We start from the raw sequence: 20,031 nt of genomic DNA, 5'->3' as shown, positions 1-20,031 counted from the left end.
CCGCAGGGTGGCCACCGTCCGGGGCGCACTGCCGGTCCGCACCCGGGAGGTGTCCTCGCCGAACGTCACGTTCCTGACATGGTGCTCGCGATTTTCGATGGCCCAGTGCCCGCGTACGCGTTTCGCCAGGTCAGCAGGTGTCGCATGATGAACCATCAGGGTGGTGACCGCGTAGACGCGTTCGAGCGGGACTTTACCGTTGCGCACCGTGCGGCGTCGTCGGACAACCTGCAGTGCCTGGCCGGCGTGCGGGAACGGCAGGCGCGGCACGGTGACGGCTTTCAGGCGACGGATCTCGTCGCGGCCGTGGGCGGCACTGCACCGGCTCCCGCGCGGTGTGCTGCGCCGGGCACGGCTGCTGGTGCACCCGGGCACAGTGCTGCACTGGCGCCGTGACCTGGTCTCACGCCGCCACACGGCCCGTTCCCGGCCGGGGCTACCCGACGCATCCACGGCGATCTGCCGGCCCTGCGTCTACTGTTTCGCCCGCAAGACCCACAGCTACCTGGACCTGGACACCGGGATCGGCTTCGACAGCCAGATCGTGGTCAAGGTGAACGCGCCGGAGCTGCTCCGCCGCCGGCTGGGCTCGCGGCGCTGGCTCGGCGACCACGTCGCGATGGGCACCAACGTCGACTGCTACCAGCGCGCCGAGGGCCGCTACCGGCTGATGCCGGGGATCATCTCCGCCCTCACGGAGCACGCGAACCCGTTCTCGATCCTGACCAAGGGCACCCTGATCCTGCGCGACCTCGACCTGCTGCGCCGGGCCGCGGACGTCACGGAGGTCGGCATCTCGGTCTCGGTCGGCTTCGTCGACCCCGAGCTGTGGCGCACGGTGGAGCCGGGCACCCCGGCCCCCGAGCGCCGCCTGGACGTCGTGCGCGCCCTCGCCGAAGCCGGTGTCGGCTGCGGGGTCCTGATGGCGCCGGTGATCCCCTTCCTCGGCGACCACCCGGCCCAGCTCCGGGCCACCGTGCGGGCGATCGCGGCGGCCGGGGCCACCTCGGTGACGCCTCTGGTGCTGCATCTGCGGCCCGGCGCCCGCGAGTGGTTCATGAGCTGGCTCGCGGCGCATCACCCGCATCTGGTGCGGCGCTACGAGCGGCTGTACGCGGAGGGCGCCTACGCGCCCAAGTGGTACCAGCGCCGGATCACCCGTCAGGTGCACGAGCTGGCCCGGGAGTACGGCATCGGGCCGAACCGGACGGGGACCCCCCGCCGGATCCCGGTACCGGCGGCGGAGGAGGCCGGGCTGCCGGAGCCGACCCAGCTCACGCTGCTCTGAGAGCGCCCGCGGCGGGAGCGTTCGGGCGCATGCCCCGACCCGATTGGGTCATTAATCGTCAGAATGCGTTCTTCCGGGACCCGTCTCCGGGACGATGCGGCGAGGACCGTGACCCGTGCGGTCCGCGACCCTCCGTCCTGGGAGGACCCCATGCGAACACGCGCAGCCGTGCTGTGCGCCGCCGCCGCTGTCGTGGCCGGTTCGGTCACCGCCCCGCCCGCGAGCGCCACCACCCGAGCCCCCGTCCAGGTGTCCCCGGTGACCTGGAAGAAGTGCGGCACCACCGACTACCCGACGCTCCAGTGCGGCTCGGTGAAGGTGCCCCTCGACCATCGCAACCCGCGCGGGAAGCAGATCTCCCTCGCCCTCTCCCGCGTCCCGCACACCGCGTCGGCCTCACAGGGGCCGCTGCTGGTCAACCCCGGCGGCCCCGGCGGCAGCGGGCTGACCCTCGCCGGCTTCGTGGCGTCCGCGCTGCCCAAGAAGGTGGCCGCCCAGTACGACATCATCGGCTTCGACCCGCGCGGGGTCGGAAAGAGCAGCCCGGCGATCGACTGCGTACCCGGCTACTTCAGGCCGGTGCGCCCCGACCCGGTCCCGGCCACCCCCGCCCTCGAACAGGCGAACCTCAAGCGGGTGCAGTCGTTCGCGGCGGCCTGCGGCAGGAAGTACGCGAGCCTGCTGCCGTACCTCGACACGATCAGCGCCGCACAGGACCTGGACTCGGTCCGCCAGGCCCTCGGGGCCCGGCAGATCAGCTACTTCGGCTACTCCTACGGCACCTACCTGGGCGCGGTCTACGCGAAGCTGCACCCGGACCGGGTCCGCCGCCTGGTCCTGGACTCGATCGTCGACCCCACGGGCGTCTGGTACGAGGACAACCTGAGCCAGGACTACGCGTTCAACGACCGCCAGCGCGCCCTGATGGCGTGGATCGCGAAGTACGACTCCACGTACAAGCTCGGCACCGACCCGCAGAAGATCGAGGCCGCGTGGTACGCCATGCGGGCCGCGCTGGCGAAGAAACCGGCGGGCGGCAAGGTCGGCGCCGCCGAACTGGAGGACACCTTCATCCCCGGCGGTTACTACAACGGCTACTGGCCCTACCTGGCCGAGGCGTTCTCCGCCTACGTCAACGGCAGGAAGACCTCGGCGCTGGTCGAGGCGTACCGGAACTTCGCCGCCGTCGACGCGGCCGGCGACAACGGCTACAGCGTCTACGCGGCGGTCCAGTGCCGGGACGCGTCCTGGCCGCGGGACTGGACCCAGTGGCGCAAGGACAACTGGGCGGCGTACGAGAAGGCGCCGTTCATGGTCTGGAACAACGCCTGGTACAACGCGACGTGCGCGTACTGGCCGACGAAGACGCTGAAGCCGCTGAACATCGCCAACGGCAAGCTCCCGCCGGTCCTCCTCTTCCAGGCGACGGACGACGCGGCCACCCCCTACCAGGGCGGTCTCACGGTCCACCGGCTGCTGGCCGGCTCCAGCCTGGTCGTGGAGCAGGGCGGCGGCAACCACGGCGTCACGCTCAGCGGCAACACCTGCCTGGACACGTACCTCGCCGGCTACCTGACCGACGGCAAGGTCCCGCACGGCGACGGCGTGGCCGACGCGGTCTGCCAGAAGACCCCGGACCCGAAGCCCCTCACCACCAAGGCGGCCTCGACGTCGTCCCGCGGCTCGACCCTGCACGGGCTGCTGGGCTTCCGCGGCTGAGCCGGTCCTGACGATCCGTCGGGGGCGTTGTCGGAGCCGTGGTCCACTATGGCCGCATGAGTGCTCCGACCCGACCCCCCGCCCCCGGCGGCCCCTCCCTCCGCATCCGCCCCATGACGCTCGACGACTGCGACCGGGTCTCGGAGATACGCGTCCGGGGCTGGCAGTACGCCTACCGGGGCCTCATGCCACAGCCGTTCCTGGACGGGCTCAGTGTCGAGCGGGACGCCGAGCGGCGCCGGGCCCGGTTCCGGGACGGCGGGGACGGGGTGACGGAGCTGGTCGCCGAGCGGGGCGGCACGATCGTGGGGTGGGCGGCGCACGGGCCGTACCGGGACGGTGAAGTGCGTACCGGGGACGCCGAGTTGTACGCCATCTACGTGGACGCGGCACACCTGGGCACGGGGTCCGGGCGGGCGCTGCTCGCGACGGCGCTGGAGCAGTGCGCCGGGTACCCGCGCGTGTACCTGTGGGTCCTGAAGGGGAACGCGCGCGCCCGGCGGTTCTACGAGATCGCGGGCTTCGCGGCGGACGGCGCCGAGGAGCCGTACGAGGTCGGCGGGGTGCCCGTGCCCGAGGTCCGGTACGTCAGGGAGCGCGGCGTCACCTCGGCCTAGGGATGCGGGCCAGGGCCTGGACCGCCGCCTCGGCCAGGGTGGGGTGGGCCAGGGCCTCGTTCAGGACCCGGCGGGCGCGGGTGTCGCCGAGGGTGCCGAGGCCGTCCACACAGGCGAGGGCGACCTTGCGGTAGGGGTCGTGCGGGCGCAGCCGGCGCTCCAGGGTGGTGATCAGGGCGGGGACGGACTCCGGGGCCCGGAGTTCGACCAGCAGACGGACCGGGTGCAGGGCGTAGGCGACGCGGAGTTCGTTGGTGGCGAGGGCGGCGGCCGCGCGGGCGGTGCGCGGGTCGTGCAGACAGGCGAGGGCATGGGCGGCGGAGGCACAGCGGGGCGGGTCACGGTGGTTGAGGAGAAGCACCAGGGTCTCGAAGGCCCGCCGGTCACCGGCCGTCCCCAGCCGGAACGCCGCCAGCTCCCGGGCCCACAGCGGCTGTCCGGCGGCGACGAGCACCTCGGCCAGCTCGTCGTGGTCCGCGGTGGCCAGAAGCCGGTCGAAGGCGGCCGTCCCCTGCGACTCCTGCCGCAAACGCTCCGTGAGTGATCGCAACTCTTCGTCCACGAAGCCCAGCGTAGAGGGGTCGCGGGGACAGGGGGACGTACATCACAAAGTCCGGGGGCTGGCGCGCTCGTTACCCGCCGGTTAAGCTCAATCGAGCGAGTCACCCACTCGCAGTAACGCTCACGTCGGCCTGGTGACGCAGCCGCCGTGGGTATCAGGTCGGTTCGGTACCTCGGTACCGCAGTACGACCCGGCTCCGGGACAGGGCCGGTCGGAATCCGCCGCTGCCAGGCGTGTGCACGCCGACGGCAGCAGCACCGGGCGTGTGCGCTCGCAGCCCGGCGACACCCGCATTCACGCAGCTCTCTCCGCACCCGGTGCGCCCCTCGGCGCACCCGGGCGCGTTCCCAGTCGTCACCCTCATTCCTGGAGTCCCGCGATGGCCACTCCCCAGTCCGACCCTTCCCTGTCCCCGCTCAAGACGATCGCCGTCGTCGGCCTCGGCACCATGGGCACCGGTATCACCGAGGTCCTGGCGAGGGCCGGCCGCGAGGTGATCGGCATCGACGTCAGTGAGGCCCAGGCCGCCCGGTCCGTCGCCGCGCTGGAGACCTCCACGGCCCGCGCCGTGGCCCGTGGCCGGCTGACCGAGCAGGAGCGCGCCGACATCCTCGGCCGGATCCGCACCGGCACCGACCTGACCGCCGCGGCCGACGCCGACCTCGTCATCGAGGTGGTCCCGGAGTCGTACGACATCAAGCACCAGGTGTTCCGGGAACTGGACGGCATCGTCCGCCCCGGGACGATCCTCGCGACCGGCACCAACGCGCTCTCCGTGACCCGGCTGGCCGCCGACTCGGCCCGCCCCGAGCGCGTCCTCGGCCTGCACTTCTTCAACCCGGCCCCGGCGATGAAGCTGGTCGAGGTCGTCTCCTCGGTGCTCACCGCGCCGGGCGCCGTCGCGGCCGTCACCGACCTGGCGATCGAGCTGGGCAAGGAGCCGGTGGCGGTCGGCGACCGCCCCGGGTTCGTCGCGGACGGCCTGCTGTTCGGCTACCTCAACCAGGCCGCCGCGATGTACGAGGCGAAGTACGCCTCCCGCGAGGACATCGACGCGGCCATGCGGCTCGGCTGCGGCCTGCCGATGGGTCCCCTCGCCCTGCTGGACCTGATCGGCATCGACACCGCGCGTACGGTCCTGGAGGCCATGTACGCCGAGTCCCGGGACCGCCTGCACGCCCCGGCGCCCATCCTGAAGCAGCTCAGCGAGGCGGGCCTGACCGGCCGCAAGTCGGGCCGCGGCTTCTACACCTACGAGGCCCCGGGCAGTGCCGGTGTCGTCCGGGACGCCCTCACCCCGCTGGACGGCGCCGCGGCCATCCCGGGCCGTACGGTCCGCTCGGTCGGCGTCGCCGGCTCCGGCACCATGGCCTCCGGGATCGCCGAGGTCTTCGCCAAGTCCGGGTACGAGGTCGTCCTCGCCGCCCGCAGCGAGGAGAAGGCGCAGGCCGCCAAGGCCCGCATCGGCAAGTCCCTGGACCGCTCGGTCGGCAAGGGCCGGATGACCGCCGAGGCGGCCGCACAGACCCTGGACCTGATCACCCCGGCGGGCTCCTACGACGCCTTCGCGGACGTCGACCTGGCCGTCGAGGCGGTCGCCGAGGACCTGGACGTCAAGCGGCAGCTGTTCGCGACCTTCGACAAGGTCTGCAAGCCGGGCGCGGTCCTCGCCACCACCACCTCCTCACTGCCCGTCGTCGCCTGCGCCCGCGCCACCTCGCGCCCGCAGGACGTGATCGGCATGCACTTCTTCAACCCGGCGCCGGCCATGAAGCTGGTCGAGGTGGTCCGTACCGTGCTGACCGCCGAGGACGTCCACGCCACGGTCCGCGAGGTCTGCGCGAAGATCCGCAAGCACGCGGTGGACTGCGGGGACCGGGCCGGGTTCATCGTCAACGCGCTGCTGTTCCCGTATCTCAACAACGCGATCAAGATGGTCGAGGAGCACTACGCGTCCCTCGACGACATCGACGCCGCGATGAAGCTGGGCGGCGGCTACCCGATGGGCCCGTTCGAGCTCCTCGACGTGGTCGGCCTGGACGTCTCGCTCGCCATCGAGAAGGTGCTGCACCGGGAGTTCCGCGACCCGGGCCTCGCGCCCGCGCCGCTCCTGGAGCACCTGGTGGCCGCAGGCTGCCTCGGCCGCAAGACCGGCCGCGGCTTCCGCGAATATGCCCGCCGCTGACGGCGTCGGCGACTGGTTCCGGGACGAGAGGGAGTGGGGCGGGCTGCTCGGCCCCACCGCCGGACCCCCGCCCTTCGCGGGCGGGGGAAACCCCGGACATGCGCATCAAGCTGCGCACATGCAGTACGTTCGGGTCATGCCCCAGCCCGCCAAGTCCTCACGTACCCCCGCCACGCCCGACGCGCCGGAGAGTGCCGCGGGCAGCCGCGCGGCGGCCCAGCGGCTCAAGATGCGTCGGGAGCTGGCAGCCGCCGCGATGGAACTCTTCGCAACGAAGGGGTACGAGGCGACCACCGTCGACGAGATCGCGGCCGCGGCCGGGGTCGCCCGGCGCACCTTCTTCCGGCACTTCCGCTCCAAGGAAGAGGCGATCTTCCCGGACCACGACGACACCCTGGTGCGCGCCGAGGCCGTGCTGAACGCGGCCCCGGCCCATGAGCACCCGCTCGACACGGTGTGCCGTGGCATCAAGGAAGTCATGAAGATGTACGCGGCCCGGCCGGAGATCTCGGTCGCCCGCTACAAGCTCACCCGCGAGGTGCCCACCCTCCGCGAGGCCGAGATCGCGTCGGTGGCCCGTTACGAGCGGCTCTTCACCCGCTACCTCCTGGGCCACTTCGACGAGCACGCCCACGCGGACGACGCCAACGACGACCCGCTGCTGGCCGAGGTCGCGGCGTCCGCGGTGGTCACCGCCCACAACCACGTGCTGCGGCGCTGGCTGCGGGCGGGCGGGCAGGGGGACGTGGAGACCCAGCTGGACCACGCCTTCGCGATCGTGCGCAAGACGTTCGGGAACGGCATCGGGGCGGGCCGGGAGGCCGCGCCTCGGCCGGCCGCTGCGGCTTCGGTGGCGTCGCAGGGTGAGGTGCTGGTGACGGTGGCCCGCACGGATGCGCCGCTGGACGAAGTGATGCGGACGATCGAGCAGGCGCTGAAGGAGCGCTGAGCCACCCTCCGGGAGTGTCCTCGGACACTCCGCCGCTGTGACGACGGCCACCCGCCCGGGTGGCCGTTTTGGCATGTCAGAGCACCTTTTCAGGCAACTTTCCGAAGCCGTTCGATCGATCATCGCTCATTTGTTACGTAAAGATTTCATCTGAGGTGAAGTCGTGGCACTCAGTGCCTTGCGGCCTGACACGCGGTGTCATACGTTGATGGTGTCCGGCCTGTCCCGGTGAGCCCATCGGCCCACCCCGCCGGACGCCTGCGTCACAGGCAACCTCCCGCGCCACAAAGCGCTGCCGAAGCACCACCCCCGCCGAACCGACGGCATCTTTCCCGAAACCCTCAGCAGCACCGACGTAACCCTCAGCGCCCCTTCCCTCGGGGGCGCGCATCGCCGGAGGCAACACCGTGACCACTCAGGCCATCCTGGACGCGATCCAGTCGCCGGAATCGACGCCGGCCGACTTCGCCGCCCTGCCGCTTCCCGAGTCGTACCGCGCGATCACCGTGCACAAGGACGAGACGGAGATGTTCGCCGGTCTGGAGACCCGCGACAAGGACCCGCGCAAGTCGATCCACCTCGACGAGGTGCCGCTGCCCGAGCTCGGTCCGGGCGAGGCCCTGGTCGCCGTCATGGCATCGAGTGTCAACTACAACTCGGTGTGGACCTCGATCTTCGAGCCGCTGTCGACCTTCGGCTTCCTGGAGCGCTACGGCCGCCTCAGCGAGCTGACCAAGCGGCACGACCTGCCGTACCACATCATCGGCTCCGACCTCGCGGGCGTCGTCCTGCGCACCGGCCCCGGCGTCAACGCCTGGAAGCCCGGTGACGAGGTCGTCGCGCACTGCCTCAGCGTCGAGCTGGAGTCCAGCGACGGCCACAACGACACCATGCTCGACCCCGAGCAGCGGATCTGGGGCTTCGAGACCAACTTCGGCGGCCTCGCCGAGATCGCGCTCGTCAAGTCCAACCAGCTGATGCCGAAGCCGAACCACCTCAGCTGGGAGGAGGCCGCCGCCCCCGGTCTGGTCAACTCCACCGCCTACCGGCAGCTGGTCTCCCGCAACGGCGCCGGCATGAAGCAGGGCGACAACGTCCTGATCTGGGGCGCGAGCGGCGGACTCGGCTCCTACGCCACCCAGTTCGCGCTCGCGGGCGGTGCCAACCCCATCTGTGTGGTGTCCTCGCCGCAGAAGGCGGACATCTGCCGGGCGATGGGCGCCGAGGCGATCATCGACCGCAACGCCGAGGACTACAGGTTCTGGAAGAACGAGCAGGAGCAGGACCCGCGCGAGTGGAAGCGCTTCGGCAAGCGCATCCGCGAGTTCACCGGCGGCGAGGACATCGACATCGTCTTCGAGCACCCCGGCCGCGAGACCTTCGGCGCCTCCGTCTTCGTCACCCGCAAGGGCGGCACCATCACCACCTGCGCCTCCACCTCGGGCTACATGCACGAGTACGACAACCGCTACCTGTGGATGTCCCTGAAGCGGATCATCGGCTCGCACTTCGCCAACTACCGCGAGGCCTGGGAGGCCAACCGGCTGATCGCGAAGGGCAAGATCCACCCGACGCTGTCGCGGACCTACTCCCTGGAGGAGACCGGCCAGGCCGCCTACGACGTGCACCGCAACCTCCACCAGGGCAAGGTCGGCGTCCTGTGCCTCGCCCCCGAGGAAGGCCTCGGCGTGCGCGACGAGGAGATGCGGGCCAAGCACCTCGACGCCATCAACCGCTTCCGCAACATCTGAGACACCCGAGGTCATAGATGACTGAGCGTCAGATCGCCCAAGGTACGCGGGAGAAGGACCGGCCGTGGCTCATGCGCACGTACGCCGGGCACTCCACGGCCGAGGCGTCCAACGAGCTGTACCGGCGCAACCTCGCCAAGGGCCAGACAGGTCTGTCGGTGGCGTTCGACCTGCCGACGCAGACCGGCTACGACCCCGACCACATCCTCGCCCGCGGCGAGGTCGGCCGGGTGGGCGTGCCCGTCTCGCACCTCGGTGACATGCGCCGGCTGTTCCAGGACATCCCCCTGGAGCAGATGAACACCTCGATGACGATCAACGCCACCGCCATGTGGCTGCTGGCGCTCTACCAGGTCGTCGCGGAGGAGCAGGGCGCGGACATCACCCGGCTCCAGGGCACGACCCAGAACGACATCGTCAAGGAGTACCTGTCCCGGGGGACGCACGTCTTCCCGCCGGGGCCGAGCCTCCGGCTGACGACGGACATGATCGCGTACACGGTCTCCCACATGCCGAAGTGGAACCCGATCAACATCTGCAGCTACCACCTGCAAGAGGCGGGCGCCACGCCGGTCCAGGAGATCGCGTACGCGATGTCCACCGCCATCGCCGTCCTCGACGCGGTGCGCGACAGCGGGCAGGTGCCGCAGGAGCGGATGGGCGACGTCGTCGCCCGGATCTCCTTCTTCGTGAACGCGGGCGTCCGGTTCGTCGAGGAGATGTGCAAGATGCGGGCGTTCGGCCGCATCTGGGACCAGGTCACCCGCGAGCGGTACGGCATCGAGGACGCCAAGCAGCGCCGGTTCCGGTACGGCGTCCAGGTCAACTCCCTGGGCCTGACCGAGGCGCAGCCGGAGAACAACGTGCAGCGGATCGTCCTGGAGATGCTCGCCGTCACGCTGTCGAAGGACGCACGCGCGCGTGCCGTGCAGCTGCCGGCCTGGAACGAGGCGCTCGGCCTGCCGACGCCCTGGGACCAGCAGTGGTCGCTGCGGATCCAGCAGGTGCTCGCCCATGAGAGCGACCTGCTGGAGTACGAGGACATCTTCGAGGGATCGCACGTCGTCGAGAAGAAGGTCGCCCAGCTGGTCGAGGACTCCCTCGCGGAGATGGACCGGATCCAGGAGATGGGCGGCGCGATGGCCGCCGTCGAGTCGGGCTACCTGAAGTCGCAGCTGGTCTCCTCGCACGCCGAGCGGCGGGCCCGGATCGAGTCCGGCCAGGAGAAGATCGTCGGCGTCAACATCTTCGAGACGACCGAGCCCAACCCGCTCACCGCCGACCTGGACACCGCGATCCAGACGGTCGACCCGGCGGTCGAGGCCAGGGTCGTGGCGGCGATCGGGCACTGGCGCGACACCCGCTACCAGCCGCCGTTCAACCACCCGCGGCCCTGCAAGGCCCTGGAGCGGCTGAAGGAGGCCGCCAAGGGCACCGACAACCTCATGGAGGCCACCCTGGAGTGCGCCCGCGCGGGCGTGACGACCGGTGAGTGGGCGGGGGCCCTGCGGGAGGTGTTCGGCGAGTTCCGGGCGCCCACCGGGGTCTCCTCGGCTCCCATAGCCGTCCCCGTCGAGCCGGGCTCGGCGCTGGCCGAGGTGCGGGCCAGGGTGGACGCCACCGCCCGCGACCTGGGCAGCGGCAAGCTCCGCTTCCTGGTCGGCAAGCCGGGTCTTGACGGCCACTCCAACGGCGCCGAGCAGATCGCGGTGCGGGCCCGGGACGCCGGCTTCGAGGTGGTCTACCAGGGCATCCGGCTCACCCCGGAGCAGATCGTGGACGCGGCGCTCGCCGAGGACGTGCACGCGGTGGGCCTGTCGATCCTCTCCGGATCGCACGCCCAGCTGGTCCCCGACGTCCTGGAACGACTCCGTGTGGCCGGTGCCACAGATATACCCGTGATCGCCGGTGGCATCATCCCGAACGGGGATGCCGAGCAGCTGCGGGAAGCCGGAGTGGCCGCGGTGTTCACCCCGAAGGACTTCGACATCACCGGAATCATCGGCCGCATCGTCGACGAGATCCGGAAAGCGAACAAGCTCGACCCCCTGGAGGTCCCCGCATGACCACGCCCGTCAACCGGCTCCGCCCGCGGCGCTCCTGCCTGGCCGTGCCCGGCTCGAACCCCCGCTTCCTGGAGAAGGCGCAGGGTCTCCCGGCGGACCAGGTCTTCCTCGACCTGGAGGACGCGTGCGCGCCGCTCGCCAAGCCCGGGGCCCGGCACACCATCGTGAAGTTCCTCAACGAGGGCGACTGGACCGGCAAGACACGCGTGGTCCGGGTCAACGACTGGACGACCGAGTGGACGTACCGCGACGTCGTCACGGTCGTCGAGGGCGCCGGCCAGAACCTCGACTGCATCATGCTGCCGAAGGTGCAGACGGCCCAGCAGGTGGTCGCCCTGGACCTGCTGCTGACCCAGATCGAGAAGACCATGGGCTTCGAGGTCGGCAAGATCGGCATCGAGGCGCAGATCGAGAACGCGCAGGGCCTGAACAACGTCAACGAGATCGCGACGGCCTCCCCGCGCGTCGAGACGATCATCTTCGGCCCGGCCGACTTCATGGCGTCCATCAACATGAAGTCGCTGGTCGTGGGCGAGCAGCCGCCCGGCTACCCGGCGGACGCCTACCACTACATCCTGATGAAGATCCTGATGGCCGCCCGCGCCAACAACCTCCAGGCGATCGACGGCCCCTACCTCCAGATCCGCAACATCGACGGCTACCGCGCGGTCGCCCAGCGCGCCGCCGCCCTCGGCTTCGACGGCAAGTGGGTGCTGCACCCGGGCCAGGTCGAGGCGTCCAACGAGATCTTCTCGCCGTCGCAGGAGGACTACGACCACGCCGAGCTGATCCTGGACGCGTACGACTACTACACGTCCGAGGCGGGCGGCAAGAAGGGCTCCGCGATGCTCGGCGACGAGATGATCGACGAGGCCAGCCGCAAGATGGCCCTGGTCATCTCCGGCAAGGGCCGGGCCGCCGGCATGCAGCGCACGTCCAAGTTCGAGATCCCGGAGGCCTGAGCGCGATGCAGTTCGGACGCACGTACGAGGAGTTCGAGGTCGGTGCGACGTACAAGCACTGGCCCGGGAAGACGGTCACGGAGTACGACGACCACCTGTTCTGTCTCCTCACCATGAACCACCACCCGCTCCACATGGACACGAACTACGCCGAGAAGACGACGGACTTCGGCAGGAACGTGGTGGTCGGGAACTACGTCTACTCGCTGCTGCTGGGCATGTCCGTGCCGGACGTCTCGGGCAAGGCGATCGCCAACCTGGAGATCGAGTCGCTCAAGCACGTGGCGCCGACCTTCCACGGCGACACGATCTACGGCCAGACGACCGTGCTCGACAAGTGGCCCTCCAAGTCGAAGAACGACCGCGGGATCGTCCACGTCGAGACCAAGGGCTACAAGCAGGACGGCACGCTGGTGTGCGTCTTCCGCCGCAAGGTGATGGTGCCGACCGAGACGTACATCAAGGAGCGCGGCGGCGAGCAGCCGGGCCGCCCGGAACTTCAGGAGCGCTAGTCATGGCCCGTCTCGCCCAGACCGCCGGTCTGACCGACGTCCAGCAGGAGATCCTCTCCACCGTCCGCGACTTCGTGGACAAGGAGATCATCCCGGTCGCCACCGAGCTGGAGCACCGCGACGAGTACCCGCAGCAGATCGTCGACGGCCTCAAGGAGCTCGGCCTCTTCGGCCTGATGATCCCCGAGGAGTACGGCGGCCTGGGCGAGTCCCTCCTGACGTACGCGCTGTGCGTCGAGGAGATCGCCCGGGGCTGGATGTCCGTCTCCGGGATCATCAACACGCACTTCATCGTGGCGTACATGCTCAAGCAGCACGGCACGCAGGAGCAGAAGGACCACTTCCTGCCGCGGATGGCGGCCGGCGACATCCGGGGCGCGTTCTCGATGTCGGAGCCGGGGCTCGGCTCGGACGTTTCGGCGATCACCTCCAAGGCGGTGAAGGACGGCGACGAGTACGTCCTGAACGGCCAGAAGATGTGGCTGACGAACGGCGGCACGTCGTCCCTCGTGGCCGTCCTCGTACGAAGTGACGAAGGACACCCCGAGGGCACGGCCCCCCACAAGTCGATGACGACCTTCCTGGTCGAGAAGGAGCCCGGCTTCGGAGAGGTCCGCCCCGGCCTCACCATCCCCGGCAAGATCGACAAGATGGGCTACAAGGGCGTCGACACCACCGAGCTGATCATGGACGGGCTGCGGATCCCGGCCGATCGGGTGCTCGGCGGGGTCACCGGCCGAGGTTTTTACCAAATGATGGACGGAGTCGAGGTCGGCCGGGTCAACGTGGCGGCCCGCGGCTGCGGCGTCGCCCAGCGCGCGTTCGAGCTCGGTGTCCGGTACGCCCAGCAGCGTCACACTTTCGGCAAGGCGATCGCCCAGCACCAGGCCATCCAGTTCAAGCTGGCGGAGATGGCCACCAAGGTCGAGGCCGCCCATGCCATGATGGTCAACGCCGCACGCAAAAAGGACTCCGGGGAGCGAAACGACCTGGAGGCGGGGATGGCCAAGTATCTCGCCTCCGAGTACTGCAAGGAGGTCGTGGAAGACGCCTTCCGCATCCACGGCGGCTACGGCTTCTCCAAGGAGTACGAGATCGAACGTCTCTACCGTGAGGCGCCCATGTTGCTGATCGGCGAAGGCACCGCCGAGATCCAGAAAATGATCATCGGGCGCAGGCTGCTCGAAGAGTATCGGTTCCAGGGCTGATTGTCCCGGTACGGGGTGTTTTCTTCGAGAAGAAGATCACACCCCGTCAACGGTCTTCGGCCGCCGACTCGTCTTCCTGGCTTGCCCAGTTGTGGCCCCCGACCGGTACGATCCCGGAAAGCCGCCGTCCCCGTATCCTGCGCGGCATCATCCGCTACGAAGGTCATCCATGCCCCACAGCCAAACCTCTGCACATCGAGACAGCCTGGCCGGCGTACGCCTCGCGCGCGGAGCATCGCCGTGGCTTCTCCCGACCGTCGCCACCGCAGCAGTCAGCCTGCTCCGCGCCCGCCGCTCGGGCGCCGCCAAGGCCGTCGCCGTGCCCGCCACCGCGCTCGCGGCGGGCATGCTGTGGTTCTTCCGCGACCCCGAGCGTGAGATCGCCCAGGGCCGTGTCATCTCGCCCGCCGACGGTGTGGTGCAGAGCATCATGCCGTGGAAGGACGGACGCACCCGCGTCGCCATCTTCATGAGCCCGCTCAACGTCCACGTCAACCGCGCGCCCCTGTCGGGCCAGGTGACGTCGGTGGAGCACATCCCCGGTGGCTTCGTTCCCGCCTTCAACAAGGAGAGCGAGAACAACGAGCGCGTAGTCTGGCACTTCGACACCGAACTCGGCGACATCGAGATGATCCAGATCGCCGGCGCGGTGGCCCGCCGTATCGTCCCCTACGTCCCGCAGGGCACGAAGGTCGAGCAGGGCGACCGCATCGGGCTGATCCGCTTCGGCTCGCGCGTCGACATCTACCTGCCCGAGGGCGTGGAGGTCGCGGTCGAGGTCGGCCAGAAGACCGTGGCTGGGGTGACTCGCATTGACCGTGATTGATCCTGAGACCCAGGCGGGCTGGGTGCCCGAGGCCGACGAGATCGGCGAGGACGAGGAGGAGATGCCCCTCTCTCTGCGCCTCTCGATAGCGGACACCCTCACACTCGGCAACGCCACGTGCGGCTTCATGGCGGTGTACTTCACCACCACCGGCATCCTGATCCCGCACCTCACCGGGGACGACCAGTCGGCGGGCATGGCCCGCCACAGCGCCGCGACCGCGGTCATCCTCATGCTGTGCGCGGCCGTCTTCGACCTGTTCGACGGCCTGGTGGCACGGAAGCTGCGCTCCTCCCCCATGGGCGCGGAGCTGGACAACCTCTCCGACCTGATCAGCTTCGGCCTCGCGCCGGCGTACTTCGTGCTCGTCTACGGCATGGTCGCCGACGACGCGTACCAGAAGGTGGCCGCCGTCGGGGCGGTCGTCGTGCTGCTCGCGGTGGTGCTGAGACTCGCGCGCTTCTCGTGCGTGACGCCGCGGAACGGCATGTTCCAGGGCATGCCGAGCCCCTTCGGGGCGCTGACCGTCGTCTCCATCGTCCTGCTGGAGCTGCCGTTCTTCGCGACGCTCCTGGCGATCCTCGGCACCGCGTGGCTGATGGTGAGCCGGGTCGAGTACCCGAAGCCGCGCGGCCGCCTCGCCGGGGCGATGCTGGCCTGGATCGTCCTCTCCATGGGCCTCCTGGCGGCCTGGGCCTTCGACGCCCCCGGCGGCCAGCTGCTCCTCCAGACCGGCTGCGCGCTGCAGCTGGTGATGGGCGCGGTCATCCCGCTGTTCGCCACGGCCCGCCGGGTGAACAACTTCCGCGACAACCGGCGCGAGGCACGGGCGCAGCTGCCCTGACCCTCGTGACGATCTCAAACGGGTGTGGCCCGAGCCTCGCAGGCTCGGGCCGCACCCGTTTCGGGTTCAAGGGCATACGGCGTTGGCCTTTGACCGGTCAACCACCCCTGGCAGGGGCCGAGTTGCAGTGGGCGACGCAAGGGAGGACGGTGGAATTGGGTTGAATTTTACGGGGATTTGTCCCCATTCGGGGATGGGGATTACCCCCCTCTTACGGATCGGAGGACAGTCATGCCCGCACCCATCGCCAAGGACTACTCGGTCCCGCACATCTCGAAGCTTCCGGCGAACGAGGGCGACACCGTCAACCTCTTCGTCCGGGAGTACGACGGCACGCAGGGCAACCAGCCCCACGAGGTGGTGCTGATGCTCCACGGCAGGAGCGTGCCGGTTCTCGCCGGGTACGACCTGACGGTTCCCGGGTCCGCCATCGACTACAACTGGGCCCAGGACCTCGCCAAGCACCACTTCGACGTCTTCCTGATGGATCTCCAGGGCAACGGACGGTCGCCCCGCCCGAAGATGGACGAGCCCCGCAACGCCAACCCGGCGCAGCGCGGCGTCCTGTCGCCCAATCCGCTGTCGCCCCCGTACACCGGCCTGCCCCTGTACCCGCACCAGCTGGGCAACACGGAGAGCGAGTGCGCGGAGCTGGCCACCGTGGTCGACTTCATCAGGGCGCTGCCCCAGCGGGACAAGCCCATGGACTTCATCGGCTGGTCCGCCGCGGCACCGTCCATGGGGCCGTACACCCTCCAGCACCCCGAGGACGTCAAGAGCCTGTTCCTGCTCGCCCCGATCTTCCCGCCCGACGGACGGTGGTCGGGCGACCTCGCGGACCCCTTCGCCCTTCCGGTGGGCACCTTGCTGCCGGTCTCCACCCCGCCCACCCTGTACGGCTTCCCCATGTTCGTCAGCGACAAGAAGAGCTTCGTGAACGCCTGGAACAACGAGCAGGGCACCCCGCCGCAACGCGAGCCCGGCATGGAGGACAGGGCATGGGCCGCCATGATGGCGAACGACCCCGTCGGCAGCACCTGGGGGCGGGAGCTGTCACCCGGCGTGTACGAGGGCATCCACCGGTTCCGGAACTCCTACTTCTGGGGCTGGGCCGACCAGACGGTGCCCTACCAGGACGCGCTGGGCAACTACATCCTCGGTGACCGGGTGCCCGTCGCCATCGTCTACGGAGAGCTGGACAAGACGGCCAACACCGCACCGAACGTCCCCGTCCCGCCGCCGCTGCGCTTCTCCGTGCCGGCCCTCTACAGGGCCATCGGCGGCCCCGAGAAGCTGATGTTCGAGCTGGAGGGTGCGGGACACTCCGTGGTCTGGGAGCGCCCCGCCGAGATCGTGCACGACATCGCCTTCCAGTGGCTCCACAACAAGCACAAGGTGTGGGGCCTCACGAGCGGCAGCTACTACCGCGACTCGACGGGCGTGCTGACGCCGAACTAGGGGCCGCCCTCAGCGGAGAAAGTCCCGCGCGATCTGCTCGGCGACCCGTTCCAGGATCGGTCCGGCGTCCGCGATGCACTTCACCACGTCGGGTTCGAGCTCGGTCAGCGGGTAGGCACGGCGGATCCCGGCCCGGCCGAGCGCCGCGGGCGGCAGGGCCAGGCGGCCGCACACCGCCACGACCTCCTTGTCCGCGGCGCGCGCCGCGGCCGCCACTCCGGCCGGCGCCTTCCCGTGCAGGGTCTGCTCGTCCAGCGAGCCCTCGCCGGTGATCACCAGCGACGCCCGCTCCAGCGCGGGCGTGAAGCCCAGGACGTCGAGCATGATCTCGATACCGGGCCGGAAACGGGCGCCGAGCAGCAGGGCACCGTACCCGATGCCCCCGGCGGCCCCGGCGCCCGGCGCGGTCGCGTACCCGGCGGCGCGCGGGCCGGCCTCGGCCTCCACCACCTTGGCGAAGTGGCTCAGCGCCTCGTCCAGGGCCGCCACGTCGTCCGGCGAGGCCCCCTTCTGCGGGCCGTACACGGCGGGCGCGCCCTTGGGGCCGGTGAGCGGGTTGTCGACGTCACTGGCGAGGATCAGGTCGACGGCGGCCAGCCGCGGGTCCAGGCCGGACAGGTCCGCGCGGGCCAGGCCGGCGAGGCCGCCGCCGCCCGGCGGCACCGGTTCGCCGTCCTCGTCCAGGAACCGTGCCCCGAGCGCCGACAGCATCCCGGCACCGCCGTCGGTCGTGGCGCTCCCCCCGACACCGAAGACGATCGTGCGCGCACCGGCGTCCAGCGCGGCCCGCAGCAGCTCTCCGGAGCCGTACGTGGAGGCCGTCAGGGGCGCGAAGACGCCCCGGGGCAGCCGCTGGAGACCGCTCGCCTCGGCCATCTCCACGACCGCGGTGTCGTCGCGCAGCGCGAACGCGGCGGTGACCTCCTGCCCCAGCGGGCCGGCGACCTCCCGCTCGTGCCGCTCGAATCCGGCCGCGACGGCCGCGGCCACCGTGCCGTCCCCGCCGTCCGCGACGGGCAGCGCCTCGACGTCGAGGCCGGGCACGATCCGCCTGAGCCCCGCCGTGACCCGCTCGGCGACCTGTACGGCCGTCAGCGAGCCCTTGAACTTGTCCGCGGCGATGAGCACGCGCTGTGTCACCTGTATCCCCTTGCTCTACGGGCCTCGCGCACGTCAAGGCCGGTCGCGCCGCTGTGACCTTAACCGGAGGACACCCTCCCCGTCATGCTCCGCCCGAACCCTGGGCAGAAGCCGTCAACCGCCTGGGAGGCAAGGCCGGAAAGCGGGTAGAGCACAGCCATGAGCAGTCCGGGGCAGGAGTTCGCCGACCGCGTGCTCGGCGGCTGGCTCGGCCGGATCGCGGGCAACATGCTCGGCAAGCCGGTCGAACGGGGCGATCTGTGGACCCGTGAGCGCATCGACGGCTATCTGCGGCGGGCCGCCGCCCTGCCGCTCGACGACTACCTTCCCGAGCCCGCCGACGAGAGCGACGCCCTCGCCCTGCGCCCCGAGTGGCGGCAGTGCGTGCGCGGCCGCGTCCACGGCAGCTGCCGCGACGACGACATCGACTACGCGATCCTCGGCCTGCACCTCCTGGAGACCCACGGCTTCGGCTTCGGCACCGAGCAGGTCGGCGAGCTGTGGCTGCAGAGGCTGCCCTACCTCCAGACGTTCACGGCGGAACGGGCCGCCTACCGCAACCTCGTCAACGGGCTGAAACCGCCGCTCACCGCCACCTACGACAACCCCTGCCATGAGTGGATCGGCGCACTGATCCGGGCCGACGTCTTCGGCTGGACCTGCCCCGGCGCCCCGCACCGGGCCGCCGCCCTGGCCCGCCGCGACGCCGTGCTCTCCCATTCGGGGAACGGGGTGTACGGGGCGATGTGGGCCGCCGCACTGATCTCCGCGGCGTTCACCGCGCCGACGGTGCGGCAGGCGGTCGACGCCGCGCTCACCGTCGTACCGGCGAGCTGCCGCCTGGCCAGGACCGTGCGCCGGGTCGTCTCCCTCCACGAGACGCGGCTGAGCTGGGAGGACACCCTCGGCACGGTCTCCCGCGAGACCTCCGGCCTCGGCTGGATCCATGTCGTCCCGAACGTGGCCGTCCTCACCGCCGGGCTGCTCTACGGCGACGGCGACTTCACCCGGACCATCGCCCTCACCGTGCGCGGCGGCCTGGACACCGACTCCAACGGGGCGACGGCGGGTTCGGTGGCCGGGGTGCTGACCGGCGCGGCGGCCGTCCCGGACCGCTGGAAGACCCCGCTCGAGGACACGGTCCGCAGCGCCGTCCTCGGCTTCGACGGGGCCCGTGTCAGCGACCTGGCGGAGCGCACCGTGCGCCTCGCCCGGACGAACACGGCCTGCGCACTGGCTACGCTTCCCGAGTGACCACGACTGACGCCTACGCCGCGTACATCGCGAGCCTCCCCCGGATCCTCGCCGGGGCCGCCGCGCTCTTCCGGGACGCCGAGGGACGGGTGCTGCTCGTCGAGCCCAACTACCGGGACGGCTGGGCCCTGCCGGGCGGAACCGTCGAGTCCGACGACGGTGAGACCCCGCGCCAGGGTGCCCGGCGGGAGACCCTGGAGGAGATCGGTCTGGATCGCGAGATGGGGCGGCTGCTCGCGGTGGACTGGGTGCACGGCACCGGCCGACCGCCGATCGTCGCCTATCTGTACGACGGTGGCGTGCTCTCCGACGCCGACCTCAAGGCGATCCGCCTCCAGGAGGAGGAGCTGCTGTCCTGGCGCCTGGTCCCGCACACGGAACTGCCCGCCCTCCTGCCGGGCTCACTGGGCCGCCGCGTACTGGCCGCACTGGACGTACTGACCGAGGGCTCCGGCACCGCCGAACTGGAGAACGGCGACCGGGTGGGCTGAGCGGACGGGGTGACATCCACTCGTGGTCCGCGGTGGAGGGGACCGGGGCGTGGGCAGTCCCTCGTACGGGGGCGGTGGGGCGTGGGCAGGGATATTGCGCTGTCGCCTGCGAGTTGGGACGTGCGACCACCACAGGAGTAGGGGTGCCTGCCGGAAGACGCCCAAGGCTGGGGCGCCTTGTGGGTCCCGACGCGCTCGC

The 20,031-nt window shown here is 70.5% G+C and carries 17 protein-coding genes; 15 read left to right on the top strand and 2 right to left on the bottom strand.

Going from position 1 to position 20,031, the window contains the following annotated elements; all coding sequences use genetic code 11:
• Nucleotides 1-271: 271 nt before the first annotated feature.
• The 3 genes from IEZ11_RS32815 to IEZ11_RS32805 all read left to right on the top strand — a co-directional run bounded on the left by IEZ11_RS32815 (nt 272) and on the right by IEZ11_RS32805 (nt 3,624).
• Nucleotides 272-1,288 carry a radical SAM family protein gene (locus tag IEZ11_RS32815; protein WP_229713501.1) on the top strand — a complete coding sequence of 339 codons (1,017 nt, stop codon included), beginning with the start codon at nt 272-274 and terminating at the stop codon, nt 1,286-1,288.
• 150 nt (nt 1,289-1,438) lie between these two features.
• Entirely contained in the window at nt 1,439-3,007 is a 1,569-nt protein-coding gene (locus IEZ11_RS32810) for an alpha/beta hydrolase (RefSeq protein ID WP_189266588.1), read from the top strand.
• Between the two features lie 56 nt (nt 3,008-3,063).
• The gene (locus IEZ11_RS32805) at nt 3,064-3,624 is read left to right on the top strand and encodes a GNAT family N-acetyltransferase (RefSeq protein WP_229713500.1); all 561 of its coding nucleotides are present in this window, start codon (nt 3,064-3,066) and stop codon (nt 3,622-3,624) included.
• Here IEZ11_RS32805 and IEZ11_RS32800 read toward each other — a convergent pair.
• The gene (locus IEZ11_RS32800) at nt 3,611-4,186 is read right to left on the bottom strand and encodes an adenylosuccinate lyase (protein ID WP_189266587.1); all 576 of its coding nucleotides are present in this window, start codon (nt 4,184-4,186) and stop codon (nt 3,611-3,613) included. The two genes, IEZ11_RS32805 and IEZ11_RS32800, sit on opposite strands and share 14 nt — an antisense overlap.
• A 379-nt stretch (nt 4,187-4,565) precedes the next feature.
• Here IEZ11_RS32800 and IEZ11_RS32795 point away from each other — a divergent pair, with 379 nt between their 5' ends.
• From IEZ11_RS32795 to IEZ11_RS32750, 10 genes are all read left to right on the top strand, one after another.
• Nucleotides 4,566-6,371, top strand: a complete 1,806-nt coding sequence (locus tag IEZ11_RS32795; protein ID WP_189266586.1) for a 3-hydroxyacyl-CoA dehydrogenase family protein — start codon at nt 4,566-4,568, stop codon at nt 6,369-6,371.
• A gap of 118 nt (nt 6,372-6,489) precedes the next feature.
• Nucleotides 6,490-7,320, top strand: a complete 831-nt coding sequence (locus IEZ11_RS32790) for a TetR family transcriptional regulator (RefSeq protein ID WP_189266585.1) — start codon at nt 6,490-6,492, stop codon at nt 7,318-7,320.
• Between the two features lie 407 nt (nt 7,321-7,727).
• Nucleotides 7,728-9,071, top strand: a complete 1,344-nt coding sequence (ccrA, locus tag IEZ11_RS32785; protein WP_189266584.1) for a crotonyl-CoA carboxylase/reductase — start codon at nt 7,728-7,730, stop codon at nt 9,069-9,071.
• A 17-nt stretch (nt 9,072-9,088) separates the two neighbouring features.
• A complete protein-coding gene (locus IEZ11_RS32780) occupies nt 9,089-11,137 on the top strand; it encodes an ethylmalonyl-CoA mutase (RefSeq protein WP_189266583.1) in 2,049 nt (682 codons plus the stop codon).
• Nucleotides 11,134-12,099: an HpcH/HpaI aldolase/citrate lyase family protein gene (locus IEZ11_RS32775; protein WP_189266582.1), complete on the top strand. Its 966-nt coding sequence runs from the start codon at nt 11,134-11,136 to the stop codon at nt 12,097-12,099. Before IEZ11_RS32780 ends, IEZ11_RS32775 begins: the two co-directional genes overlap by 4 nt.
• 5 nt (nt 12,100-12,104) lie before the next feature.
• Complete coding sequence (locus IEZ11_RS32770; protein WP_189266581.1) at nt 12,105-12,611, top strand: MaoC family dehydratase; 507 nt, start codon at nt 12,105-12,107, stop codon at nt 12,609-12,611.
• 2 nt (nt 12,612-12,613) lie between these two features.
• On the top strand, nt 12,614-13,819 hold the full coding sequence (locus IEZ11_RS32765) for an acyl-CoA dehydrogenase family protein (protein WP_093498139.1): 1,206 nt from the start codon (nt 12,614-12,616) through the stop codon (nt 13,817-13,819).
• Between the two features lie 169 nt (nt 13,820-13,988).
• Nucleotides 13,989-14,645, top strand: coding sequence for a phosphatidylserine decarboxylase (locus IEZ11_RS32760; RefSeq protein WP_189266580.1), 657 nt, complete (start codon nt 13,989-13,991; stop codon nt 14,643-14,645).
• A gap of 22 nt (nt 14,646-14,667) precedes the next feature.
• Nucleotides 14,668-15,489, top strand: a complete 822-nt coding sequence (gene pssA / locus IEZ11_RS32755) for a CDP-diacylglycerol--serine O-phosphatidyltransferase (RefSeq protein WP_189266699.1) — start codon at nt 14,668-14,670, stop codon at nt 15,487-15,489.
• 231 nt (nt 15,490-15,720) lie between these two features.
• Nucleotides 15,721-16,947 carry an alpha/beta fold hydrolase gene (locus IEZ11_RS32750; RefSeq protein WP_189266579.1) on the top strand — a complete coding sequence of 409 codons (1,227 nt, stop codon included), beginning with the start codon at nt 15,721-15,723 and terminating at the stop codon, nt 16,945-16,947.
• A 9-nt stretch (nt 16,948-16,956) separates the two neighbouring features.
• Here IEZ11_RS32750 and IEZ11_RS32745 read toward each other — a convergent pair whose 3' ends face one another.
• Entirely contained in the window at nt 16,957-18,075 is a 1,119-nt protein-coding gene (locus IEZ11_RS32745; protein ID WP_189266698.1) for a glycerate kinase, read from the bottom strand.
• A 171-nt stretch (nt 18,076-18,246) separates the two neighbouring features.
• Between IEZ11_RS32745 and IEZ11_RS32740 the strand changes: the two genes are divergently transcribed.
• Both IEZ11_RS32740 and IEZ11_RS32735 read left to right on the top strand, forming a co-directional pair.
• A complete protein-coding gene (locus IEZ11_RS32740) occupies nt 18,247-19,341 on the top strand; it encodes an ADP-ribosylglycohydrolase family protein (protein ID WP_189266578.1) in 1,095 nt (364 codons plus the stop codon).
• Entirely contained in the window at nt 19,338-19,832 is a 495-nt protein-coding gene (locus IEZ11_RS32735) for an NUDIX domain-containing protein (protein ID WP_189266577.1), read from the top strand. The genes IEZ11_RS32740 and IEZ11_RS32735 overlap by 4 nt, the downstream gene beginning before the upstream one ends.
• Nucleotides 19,833-20,031: the final 199 nt, after the last annotated feature.

Origin of the sequence: Streptomyces fuscichromogenes (genome assembly GCF_014645815.1) — a bacterium.
In the GTDB taxonomy this organism is placed as follows: Bacteria; Actinomycetota; Actinomycetes; order Streptomycetales; family Streptomycetaceae; genus Streptomyces; species Streptomyces fuscichromogenes.
The sequence above is the reverse complement of the archived record's forward strand: the minus strand, read 5'-3'. Positions and strand labels throughout refer to the sequence as shown.

Bases quoted from the DNA above. Each gene is read 5' to 3' on its own strand.
- IEZ11_RS32810 (WP_189266588.1), top strand. From the start codon at position 1,439: ATGCGAACACGCGCAGCCGTGCTGTGCGCCGCCGCCGCTGTCGTGGCC.
- IEZ11_RS32775 (WP_189266582.1), top strand. From the start codon at position 11,134: ATGACCACGCCCGTCAACCGGCTCCGCCCGCGGCGCTCCTGCCTGGCC.
- IEZ11_RS32770 (WP_189266581.1), top strand. From the start codon at position 12,105: ATGCAGTTCGGACGCACGTACGAGGAGTTCGAGGTCGGTGCGACGTAC.
- IEZ11_RS32750 (WP_189266579.1), top strand. From the start codon at position 15,721: ATGCCCGCACCCATCGCCAAGGACTACTCGGTCCCGCACATCTCGAAG.
- IEZ11_RS32760 (WP_189266580.1), top strand. From the start codon at position 13,989: ATGCCCCACAGCCAAACCTCTGCACATCGAGACAGCCTGGCCGGCGTA.
- IEZ11_RS32805 (WP_229713500.1), top strand. From the start codon at position 3,064: ATGAGTGCTCCGACCCGACCCCCCGCCCCCGGCGGCCCCTCCCTCCGC.
- IEZ11_RS32795 (WP_189266586.1), top strand. From the start codon at position 4,566: ATGGCCACTCCCCAGTCCGACCCTTCCCTGTCCCCGCTCAAGACGATC.
- IEZ11_RS32780 (WP_189266583.1), top strand. From the start codon at position 9,089: ATGACTGAGCGTCAGATCGCCCAAGGTACGCGGGAGAAGGACCGGCCG.
- IEZ11_RS32790 (WP_189266585.1), top strand. From the start codon at position 6,490: ATGCAGTACGTTCGGGTCATGCCCCAGCCCGCCAAGTCCTCACGTACC.
- IEZ11_RS32765 (WP_093498139.1), top strand. From the start codon at position 12,614: ATGGCCCGTCTCGCCCAGACCGCCGGTCTGACCGACGTCCAGCAGGAG.
- IEZ11_RS32740 (WP_189266578.1), top strand. From the start codon at position 18,247: ATGAGCAGTCCGGGGCAGGAGTTCGCCGACCGCGTGCTCGGCGGCTGG.